7 protein-coding genes and 3 pseudogenes are annotated in these 9,220 nt (G+C 60.6%); 3 read left to right on the top strand and 7 right to left on the bottom strand.

Annotated elements, in window-relative coordinates; genetic code table 11:
* Positions 1–386 precede the first annotated feature (386 nt).
* The gene (locus NKI70_RS31870) at positions 387–920 is read left to right on the top strand and encodes a Ros/MucR family transcriptional regulator (protein ID WP_023680033.1); all 534 of its coding nucleotides are present in this window, start codon (positions 387–389) and stop codon (positions 918–920) included.
* An 82-nt stretch (positions 921–1,002) separates the two neighbouring features.
* Here the strand turns inward: NKI70_RS31870 and NKI70_RS31865 are convergent, their stop codons facing one another.
* The 3 genes and pseudogenes from NKI70_RS31865 to NKI70_RS31855 all read right to left on the bottom strand — a co-directional run.
* Complete coding sequence (locus tag NKI70_RS31865) at positions 1,003–1,314, bottom strand: DUF736 domain-containing protein (protein WP_023680034.1); 312 nt, start codon at positions 1,312–1,314, stop codon at positions 1,003–1,005.
* A 141-nt stretch (positions 1,315–1,455) separates the two neighbouring features.
* Positions 1,456–1,782: pseudogene (locus NKI70_RS31860) on the bottom strand (DUF736 domain-containing protein).
* A 552-nt stretch (positions 1,783–2,334) separates the two neighbouring features.
* Positions 2,335–3,099 (bottom strand): annotated as a pseudogene (locus NKI70_RS31855) (IS110 family RNA-guided transposase); the annotation flags it as partial.
* Positions 3,100–3,137: 38 nt separating this feature from the next.
* Here NKI70_RS31855 and NKI70_RS34130 point away from each other — a divergent pair.
* Both NKI70_RS34130 and NKI70_RS31850 read left to right on the top strand, forming a co-directional pair.
* Positions 3,138–3,408 (top strand): annotated as a pseudogene (locus NKI70_RS34130) (IS110 family transposase); the annotation flags it as partial.
* 239 nt (positions 3,409–3,647) lie between these two features.
* On the top strand, positions 3,648–3,869 hold the full coding sequence (locus NKI70_RS31850; protein WP_023680037.1) for a hypothetical protein: 222 nt from the start codon (positions 3,648–3,650) through the stop codon (positions 3,867–3,869).
* A 95-nt stretch (positions 3,870–3,964) separates the two neighbouring features.
* On the opposite strand, the gene NKI70_RS31845 is transcribed toward NKI70_RS31850, so the two are convergent.
* The 4 genes from NKI70_RS31845 to NKI70_RS31830 form a co-directional block, all read right to left on the bottom strand.
* Positions 3,965–4,426, bottom strand: coding sequence for a hypothetical protein (locus NKI70_RS31845; protein ID WP_352700497.1), 462 nt, complete (start codon positions 4,424–4,426; stop codon positions 3,965–3,967).
* A gap of 733 nt (positions 4,427–5,159) precedes the next feature.
* Positions 5,160–5,756: a 2-hydroxychromene-2-carboxylate isomerase gene (locus tag NKI70_RS31840; RefSeq protein ID WP_023680039.1), complete on the bottom strand. Its 597-nt coding sequence runs from the start codon at positions 5,754–5,756 to the stop codon at positions 5,160–5,162.
* Between the two features lie 76 nt (positions 5,757–5,832).
* The gene (locus tag NKI70_RS31835) at positions 5,833–7,962 is read right to left on the bottom strand and encodes an ATP-binding protein (protein ID WP_352700496.1); all 2,130 of its coding nucleotides are present in this window, start codon (positions 7,960–7,962) and stop codon (positions 5,833–5,835) included.
* Positions 7,959–9,206 carry an adenylate/guanylate cyclase domain-containing protein gene (locus NKI70_RS31830; protein WP_352700495.1) on the bottom strand — a complete coding sequence of 416 codons (1,248 nt, stop codon included), beginning with the start codon at positions 9,204–9,206 and terminating at the stop codon, positions 7,959–7,961. The genes NKI70_RS31835 and NKI70_RS31830 overlap by 4 nt, the downstream gene beginning before the upstream one ends.
* Positions 9,207–9,220 lie beyond the last annotated feature (14 nt).

Genomic DNA, 9,220 nt, shown 5'->3' with positions numbered 1-9,220 from the left:
GCCGTGGCACGCTGATCACCCCGGCCCCATGCCGGAGAGCGCGGCGACCGAGCCGTCAGCTACACCACTCCCTGGGACACGATCACAGAGTGTCGCGACGACAATTGTTCATGGCTCAATCCTGCGACGCAGGAGCCATGATTCATGGCGCTGGCTTGCGTTGGGCTGTGCGCTTGGCGCGCGGAGAAGCGAGGGGGAAAGCCTTCCTGCTTCCCCGACGCGATCGGCAACTTGTCTGCAGCCGGACCGAACGATCGCAGCGACACTTGCCTGCTTGATATTTACACGGAATGAGGTTTGTTGGCGGAGTAACGAATTATTTGCCTGGATTGGCGAATAGACAGACCATCCGTTTTCAAAGCGCGCTTTGGACAAGAGGAAATTCGATGACCGTTTCTCCAGACCCAAGCGACCAGGCTGATCTCGTATCAATCACCGCTGACATCGTTTCCGCCTACGTTTCGAACAATCCGTTGCCGGTCGGCGAGTTGTCGAAGCTGATCGGGGATGTCTATGTCGCTTTGCAAGGGATCGGCACACCTGTGGCTCCGACCGCAGCCAAACTGGAGCCGGCGGTGTCGATCAAGAAGTCAGTGTCACCTGATTTCATCATATGCCTGGAAGACGGGAAAAAGTTCAAATCCTTGAAGCGGCATATCGGAACGCACTACAATCTGAGTCCGGACGAATACCGCCAGAAATGGAACCTGCCCTCCGACTATCCTATGGTTGCGCCGAACTACGCGGCGACTCGCTCGGCCCTGGCAAAATCAATAGGATTGGGCCGCAAGGCGGCAGCGCCAGCGACAGCTGCGGCGGAAAAACCAAAACGAGCTGCTCGCGCGCCAGCGGCGGCAGCAATTGCCACGGCAATCAAATCGCCGGTGAAGAAGGCGCGCAAAACACCCGTCAAAGCATAGCGTGCTGCACCAGATAGAGGTGCAGTGGCGAACCTGAACATGGCGAAGCCCCGCCTTGCGCGGGGCTTCGTGTTAGCTCGGATCACTCGGCGGCGCGGCGGGACCAGATGAGCGAGAACTCGCCCCCGGGGTCGGTTTCGACCAGGCTCGCATAGATCGGAGCGGGGAAGCTGGGATCGTCGAGCTTGACTGAGTGATAGTCGCGGCCCTCGCGCGAGGTCTTCTTCCATGCCGCCCCGAACTCGATGGCGCCGGCGAAGATGCGGAAGTCCGGACCTTTTTCATTGTCGCCGTCGACCGGGGTGAACGACACTGTCTTGACGTTGAGGTTGAGGGTTTTGACTGAGCCGGAGAAGCCGTTCGCGGTGCGGGAGAATGTGCCGATCGTCGCCATTGTGGTGGTTCCTTCTGTTTCTCGGGCCGCGCCCATTGCGGCCTCACATGAGGGACCACTCGTCAAGCTGTGGCTCTGAGCTGCTGAGTGGTCGTTTCTGGAGGACGCTCCGCTCGGTGCGAGGCGTCCTGTCAAGGGTGCTCAATCGCCGTTGCGGCGGTTCGGACGTGACCAGATGAGGCTGTAGCCCTGGCCGTCCTCGCCCACGACGAGGTTGGCGTAGATCGGAGCGGTGAAGCTCGGGTCGTCGAGCTTGAGACCCAGTTAGCTGCGACCCTCGTTGGACTGCTTGGACCAGGCCGCCCCGATTTCGATGCGGCCGACGAAGACCCGGTGGCTGGGAGCGTTTTCGCCGCTGGCGCGCGTATCGGGTACGATACGGACCTTCTTGGCCTGGAGGGAGAGGGTGACGATCTCGCCGCTGAACTCGTTGTTGTCCGATTGCTGGAAGTTGCCGATGGTAGCCATTGTCGTTCTCCTGACTGGTTGCCGAAGCCGCCCTGTGCGGCCTCGATAGCGGTCGTGAGGCGACGATCGGGCCGACTGCATCCTGTGGACCGCAGCGCCAGCGGAGGACGGCGGCAGCCGAGCTTGTTGTCCCGCGAGGAATGCGGCAAAGCCGCAGGGGAAGAAGGTCGGGGAAGCCGTTGCAGGCAGAGGCCCGACCGGCGCCAGACCAGCCAGTAGAGAGGCCGTATAGGGAGGATTTCAGCATCAGTCTCTCGAGAACGATGCTGGCCATCGGCCCTTCAGCCACGCATTCGGCACAAGCAGCGCGATCCCTACCGCCACATGAACCTGAGGTCTGAGCCCATTCCTGATCCGCGCGTTTGCACGTATCAACCTCACATCCGGTCGCCGCTCGAGCGGCCGCACCATAATCCCGCCTGCGGCGGCAAGGGCTCAGGAGGACGAGACCAGTCTCGATGACGGCGTTCAAAGCCATGCCGCAATGCGGTCGTCCACCTGGTTCCGGCGGGGCTGATCAGGCCCTGGCCGAACTGGAATGCGGTCAGATCGTCATGGTCTTACAAACGCTCCTTCGATCACCACGCCGGCGCGGACGTATTTCCACAAAGCCACGATCAGCTTGCGGGCCAGCGCGGTAATCATCACCTTCTTGAAGCGTCCGCCATTCTGGGCAACTCGCTCGTTGAACCAGCGGCTGAGCGCCGAGGCGGGCTGGTGCCGCAACCAGAGCCACGCCATTTCCAGCAGCGTCGATCGCAAGCGTGGGTTTCCGGACTTTCCGATCCCCTGTTCCCGGTCGATCGACCCGCTTTGCCATGGCGTCGGCGCAAGGCCGGCATAGGCCGCCAGCTGCCGGCGATTGTCGAAGCACCGAAACAAGCCCTCTCCCCACAGCACGGCCGCAAACTCTGGTCCGATACCGACGACTTTCGACAGCATAACCACTTCACGCGCCGATTGGCGTTCTTCGGCGAGCATGGCGTCCCGTTCCGCCTCGACTGCCTTGATCTGATCGAGCAACATTTCCATTCGGTCGACCTCACGCAGAACCTGGCGCTTCATATTTGCGGGCAGATCCCGTCCATCGCCGGTGTGAAGAGTTTCCAGCCGATCGCGACGATCACGCCGCAAAGGATCGTAGCCGGTGATGCCCTGCGAGAAGAGCAGACCCTTGATCCGGTTGCCGTGCCGGATGCGTTCTTCCATCAACACCTTGCGCTCCCGGACGATGCGGCGGCGATCCTCCTCATAAGGGCTCGGCACGCGTAGCATGGAGCAGACTCGCGGTTCGCCACGCTTGAACGCCAGCAGCGACGCCGAGTGGTTTTGAAAGCAAGGCAGCGCACAAAGAGCTGGACGAGATCTTTGTTTCGGTGGAGTTGAGCAAGAAGTCCTGGCTGGTCACCTCGATTCGCCGGGAGCTGGCGGGTTATCGCGCCATACCATCCCCGGCGCGGATATTGCCGGGCTTCTTGGCCGCCTCGCTCAGTTGAAGCAAAGGCTCGTAGCCGAACCGGCCGCGACTATCCGTTCGTCATCATTCAAGGGGCCGGCCTTGATGGCTTCTGGGTCCACCGAGTTCTGGAAGCAGAAGGCCACGACACTCATGTCGTTGACGCGGCATTTTGAACATCACTACGGTTCGGTCGCTCCTCCAAGCGCCCGCCGTGCGGGTGGCGGAGGAGTTGTATGGCCTCATGAGGGTTGAACGAATGTTTCGGGCAAGTTTGCAGCCAGCTCCGCCGACTGAACCAAGTCCGGAGATTCCATATCGACGCTTGGGTTGGACGCTCGCGCCAGCCGGAACCAACGGCGGCCACAAGCGGTTTACCAATCGAAGGGACTGCAATGGATGCAGGATAATGGAATTTTTGGATATGGAACTGGCGAGAGCCCGACAGCGGCTCAACGGAGCGCAGCTTTCCCTTAAACGTGCGAATGAAATGCTGGATGAAGACTGCGGCGTCGGCATCAATATCGCGCTGTGCAGCAGGATACGGGCTGCGCAACGGCGCGTGGTGGAGGCCAGATCGCGGTTGACGAAGATCGATCCCACCAGCGCTGACGGAGTTCGCACACGTTGAACCATCCGGGCCGTGAAAGCCTTCCGATCCGCCGCTGCCCCATGTCGTCACGGCTAGCGCCTCAGACCGCGCAGCAATATGTGAGGACCGGCCTCTCATTCGTCACGGCCCTCCGGCCAGCTCTTTGCGAGCGTAAGATCGGACAGCGGAACCAAAGGCGGATTCGCGAATTCTACCGCTAGACAATTGGATTGTCGCCCATGAGGCTCGCGACCCTCCACCTTGAAACTGCGAGATACGGCGATGTATATCGCGCCGCCAGGCTCGCGCGACTGACGCGGCAAATGATCCGGCACATCAAGCGCACTGACACCTCGGCTCAAAACGTCGAGCAAGCGCTGGCTAGGTTGGCCGAAGCAAACGCGCCCATGGATCGGCTCACGCTGCATCAGTAAGGCCGCCACGCTCATGCCCGCCCCCGCATCGGCACGATGTGCGGCGGGTTGTTCGTGTGGCGTTCCCTCCACATCCGTTTCGCGGTGCCGGGGATGGCGCTCATGATCTTGGCGATCGGGCGCTCGCTGCCCAGTCGAGTAGATCGAGCTGCGCTGGGTCATGATATCGCTTCTTCGTGACTCCGCTGGTCCTTAATCGGTTGTTCTTGCGAGACTTATGTAACATCGTGCCAGCGCCGTTCAGCGCATCGTTGCCGCCACGGCCTCGGATGATGTCGGCGACATTGAAAGAGCCGAGCCGTTGATGCAGCCCAGTTCGCTGCTACGGTCAATGATCCTGGTCGGCGGCAGACTTAAAAGTGCTGACGGGTGGCTAGAATGTATTACGTCCACGGATATGCCTACGAGAACGTCTTCCCCTTCCCGGGTGACTTTACGCGGCTTCCTCATCATCGTCCGACTCGTACTTTCGAGCTCGTGACGCTGGATCCCGGGTGCTGTCAGGCCGCATGCCGGCGATAGCAAAAGAACGCCCCCTCAATAGTGGGTCTTGCGATGTAGCGGTCTCCCACCCTCAAATTCCAAACAATTCTCTGTTGGAATACAGCGCGCTCTGAAGCCCAGGATGGCGCCGAAAGCTGTTTGCTGGGCCGTGCGCCAAATCAGCCGAATTGCTCTCTAGAAAGCCGTTCTTCTCCATACTTCTGTGCTACGCTATTTAGCACACAGGTTGGCGATCTCAATGAATTCAAGTGCTTGGCGCATAGCGCCTAGCATCGAGTTTGCGGCCTGCTGCGCTGGAGCGAGAGAACCCGACGACGAACGCGAACGCCCATCGACAGGTTTGAGAGATTTTGCTCTAGTGAGAGTATGATCCACGCCGCATAGACCGGTGTTATTTCCCCTGGCGATTCTTCCAAGAGATCGCGTCCTCAAGCCGGTCGTCACCCCAGAAAATCTCCTTGCCGACGACGAAAGTCGGCGAGCCGAAAATGCCGAGGCTCTTGGCTTGGTTCGTCGCGTCAACAAGCCCCGCCACGGCTTCTTCCGCGTCCGCGCGTGCCAGCACATCCTCCACATCGGCGCCGGCCTCCGTGATACTCTGGCTGATGTTCGGCTCATTTCCGGCAGGAAGTCCTTCTTCGATCCATCGCCTGTAGCTTGCCCGGACATAGGCGGGACACCAGCCTTCTGCTGCCCCCACGATTGCTACACGGTTCGCCCGTTCCAGCTCCGCTAGAGGGTACGGCGCCGGGAGCTTCGGCGAGAGCCCGCGCATTTGCGAGCGCCGCTCGATGTCCCTCCACATATAGGCGGCCTTTGCCGGCTTGTTCACAAAGGGGACGTTGTTCATCTCGATCATCACCACCCGCACATTGAAGGGTTTCCAGACGAAACGAACGCCAGTCTGCTTCTCGACCTGCTCGATGCGCATGACCGACAGGTATGTGTAGGTGCTGCCTATTGAGAACCAGAAGTCGATGATTGGCATTACCTAAAACTCCAGAGCATGACCCGCCTTGTCGCCAGCGAGGTGTGCTCCCAACGCGGCGATCCCGCTCCCGACATTAAGGCAGGCCTGGCTTCGTTGCCATTGTGGTTACCAATACGTCACCGGAAACCTGCGAGGCCAGGAAATTGCGAGCGTCGCGTATGTCCCGAGAGAACTCTGCATCTGCAAAGGGAACCAGGAGTTGCTCCAGCATCGAGCAGGGATAGAGCCCAGGGCTGGCCTCGTGTGCGAAACGCGCGAGATCTGTCGCGGCTCGAAGTTCCAACATTCGGGCGTCCTGCTGCCGCGCAACCTCCATTGCGGCGAGGAGGCTGGTTTCCACCCGGGAGAGGTCCGGCTGTGGTTGCTTCAGTGCCACCAGGCCATCGAGCCGATGAAGTTCAGCCAGCCAGAACTGCTCGCCCGACCGGCCAACGAACGCGAAACCTTCCCGCACCGCAGCCTCTGCTGCCACCGTATTGCCGGCCTTCAGAAGGCATTCGGCAAGCTGCGCGACGAACACTGACTCGAATAGGTGAGCGTCGCGCGTTCGATTGGAATCGAGCGCCTGACGGATCGTCGCTATGTTCTCGTCGGTTGGCTCGCGCCGGGCTCGCACACATGCATGGCATAGAACGCCGTTTCGCTTCAGGTGCTCGACCTTCCGTTCGCCGCAATAGGTGACGAGCGCAACAGCATCGCTCTCGCAAGCGTCGAGATTGCCGAACAGAAATTGTGGCCACACGATCGTGTAGAAGTTGCCTGCCGCGACGGTGTGAGCGTTGCCATGATTTAACAGCTCTGACCGCACCTGTTCACTGGATTTCGCGACGCCCTCGTACTGTCCCAGCAGAGCTAACGCCATTGTCTTCCAGTACAGGACGTTCAGGCCGGGGTCGATGCCAAACCAGGAGCTCAACACCTTCTGGCGGTCGGGGTCACGATATCTTTCAGCCGACTGCAGACTTTCCAGAGCCTCGCGAGAACGTCCGGTCAGGACCTGGGTCGTCCCGAGAAGCCGATAGGCGACCAACTTGAATGTCGGGTCGACCTGGCGGTCCGCAAACTCTACAATCTGCCGCGCTAGGGCGAACGCATCCTCCATCTTCCCCGCGAAATAGCTGCTCGCGCAAAGGCCATGCAGAACCGAGAAGCGTTGCAAGTCGGAACCGACGCCTGCGTCAAGCAGTGATTTGGCACTAGTCAACGCCGCAACTGTTTCCTGGAACGGCAGCAGCGAGTTGGCGCGGGCGACCAATAGAGCCAGTTCAAGTGGTCGACGCACCTGCTCGTCTTCGATTTGCCGGGCTGCCGTCAATCCGGCCCCGGTGTGCTGAGTGGCCTCGGCAAGAGCTGACCGCGACAGGGCCAATTCCGCAGCAGTCAGCCAATAGTGCGCCGCCGGCTCCGAGAGTCCCGCCTCAGTGTAGTGATGGGCGATCACCGCCGGCGCGGATTCGCTGCTATCAGCAAAGCGCTCGACAATTGACCGGGCGATGTCCGCATGGATGCGCTGTCTGCGGGAGCGAAGCAGCGAGTTGTGGGCTGCATCCTGCACGAGCGCGTGTTTGAAAACATAGATCGTGTCACCTATGGCGGCGCGAGAGAATACCAGCTCCGACTCGACCAGTTTGTGTAACGCCTCCTTAAGCGCGGTTCCGGTAATCGGCGAGATCGCTTCCAGCAGACGGTACGAAAATTCCCGGCCGATCGCCGCGCCAATCTGTGCGATTTCCCGGATCGACCCGAGCCTATCCAACCGCGCCATTAGGGAGTCCTGCAGCGTCGATGGAATCGCCAGTGCCGTCAACGGCGCGGCCAGCACAAAACACTGGCTTTGCTCGCGCAGTTGCCCCGATTCAAGGACCGCCTTGGTCAGCTCCTCGACGAATAAGGGAACGCCGTCAGTCTTAGAGATTATCGCGCTTTGCACTTCTGCAGGAATCTCCTTGCCGCCGGTGATGCGATCGATCATGGCTGCAGCGTGACGCCGTCCGAATCGGTTGAGCGCCAGCCCATGGCCTTGACCGACCCAGGGATTTGTAAACTCCGGGCGAGAGGTCACTATCAACAGCGCCCGCAATCCCGGTACTCGCTCGACGATGCCGCTGAAGAAATCCAGCGAGGTGGGGTCTATCCAGTGCGCGTCCTCCAGCACGGCAAACACGGGCGCCTCTCGCGTCAGCCCGGCGAACAGCTCAATCAACGCGCAATCGTCTGCTCCTTTGCCTCGCTCGGCACTACTCCGAGGTCCTGAAAGTGTCCCTCGGTCGAGATCGACAGAAGCGAGGCGAGATAGGATGCGACGCCCCGGCCACCGAGGCCCGAGCGGGCGATTAAAGCTTCGAGCCTTTCGATTTGCGCTGTCGGCGGCTCGCCGGACCTAAGACCCAGCGAAGATGATATCTGTCGGACGACTGGATACATCGAGACGTTGCGATGGTGCGGAGAACACTGGTAACGCACAAGGCCATAAGGTTGACCCACGATCCGTTCGCGCAGTGCCTCCAACAGGCGTGACTTGCCGATGCCTGCCTCGCCGGTCAGCAACACTACTTGGCCTTCCCCCCCGCACGCGTCGCTCCAGCGGTCGGCAAGCAACGCCACTTCCTGATCACGTCCCACCAGGGGCGCGTTCGACCGGGACGCCTCGAACCGATTGACGTTCTCCGTCTCGCGGAGGACCTCCCAGGCCGAAACCGGAGCATCAAAGCCTTTGATGACGTGGACGCCCAAGGCCTTGAGCTCGAATACCTCGCCAAGTAGTAGGCGCGTCGAAGACGCGATGACGATGCGGCCTGCGTTCGCCAGACCCTGAAGCCGGGCCGCGAGATTCGGCGTATCGCCGACCACCGCATGCTCGCGCGATGCACCATGGCCGATCACGTCCCCCACCACCACCAGGCCAGTCGCAATTCCGACGCGCGCCTGGAGTGTGCCTGCTGCCGCCGTTTCAATCGTGGCAACCGCAGCTACGATCTCCAGAGCGGCACGCACGGAACGCTCCGCGTCGTCTTGATGGGCAAGCGGATAGCCGAAATAGGCCAACACGCCGTCACCCATGAACTTCGCAACAAACCCCCCGTACCGGGCGATGATGACGGAGCAGGCTTCTTGGTAAGCGCGCAGTACGTTGCGCATCTCCTCCGGATCCAGCCGTGTCGACATTTGCGTCGAGCCGACGAGATCGCAGAACATAACTGTAATCTGACGTCGCTCAGCTGTGTCGACATGCGGCGTCGTCGGCTCTATGGGCTCGGGTTCCAATTGCCGCGCACCAAGGCGTTCGATTGCCTTCAACAACCGCTTGCGATGCCCGAGAAGCACGCCGATCTTTTCCAGGTCGGCGTCCGTAAGGTCAGGCAGCACTTCGCTGTCTATCCCGTTCTCACGGAACGAAGCTTCATATTGAACAAGACCGAGGCTCTGCAGCCATTTCCCTAAATTCATGGACGTATCGCAGC

The organism is Mesorhizobium sp. M0500 (genome assembly GCF_040321165.1).
Lineage (GTDB): Bacteria > Pseudomonadota > Alphaproteobacteria > Rhizobiales > Rhizobiaceae > Mesorhizobium.
This window is presented reverse-complemented; position numbering and strand designations above follow the sequence as displayed.

Bases quoted from the DNA above. Each gene is read 5' to 3' on its own strand.
- NKI70_RS31840 (WP_023680039.1), bottom strand. From the start codon at position 5,756: ATGCCAATCATCGACTTCTGGTTCTCAATAGGCAGCACCTACACATAC.
- NKI70_RS31830 (WP_352700495.1), bottom strand. From the start codon at position 9,206: ATGAATTTAGGGAAATGGCTGCAGAGCCTCGGTCTTGTTCAATATGAA.
- NKI70_RS31865 (WP_023680034.1), bottom strand. From the start codon at position 1,314: ATGGCGACGATCGGCACATTCTCCCGCACCGCGAACGGCTTCTCCGGC.
- NKI70_RS31850 (WP_023680037.1), top strand. From the start codon at position 3,648: ATGGAATTTTTGGATATGGAACTGGCGAGAGCCCGACAGCGGCTCAAC.
- NKI70_RS31845 (WP_352700497.1), bottom strand. From the start codon at position 4,426: ATGACCCAGCGCAGCTCGATCTACTCGACTGGGCAGCGAGCGCCCGAT.
- NKI70_RS31870 (WP_023680033.1), top strand. From the start codon at position 387: ATGACCGTTTCTCCAGACCCAAGCGACCAGGCTGATCTCGTATCAATC.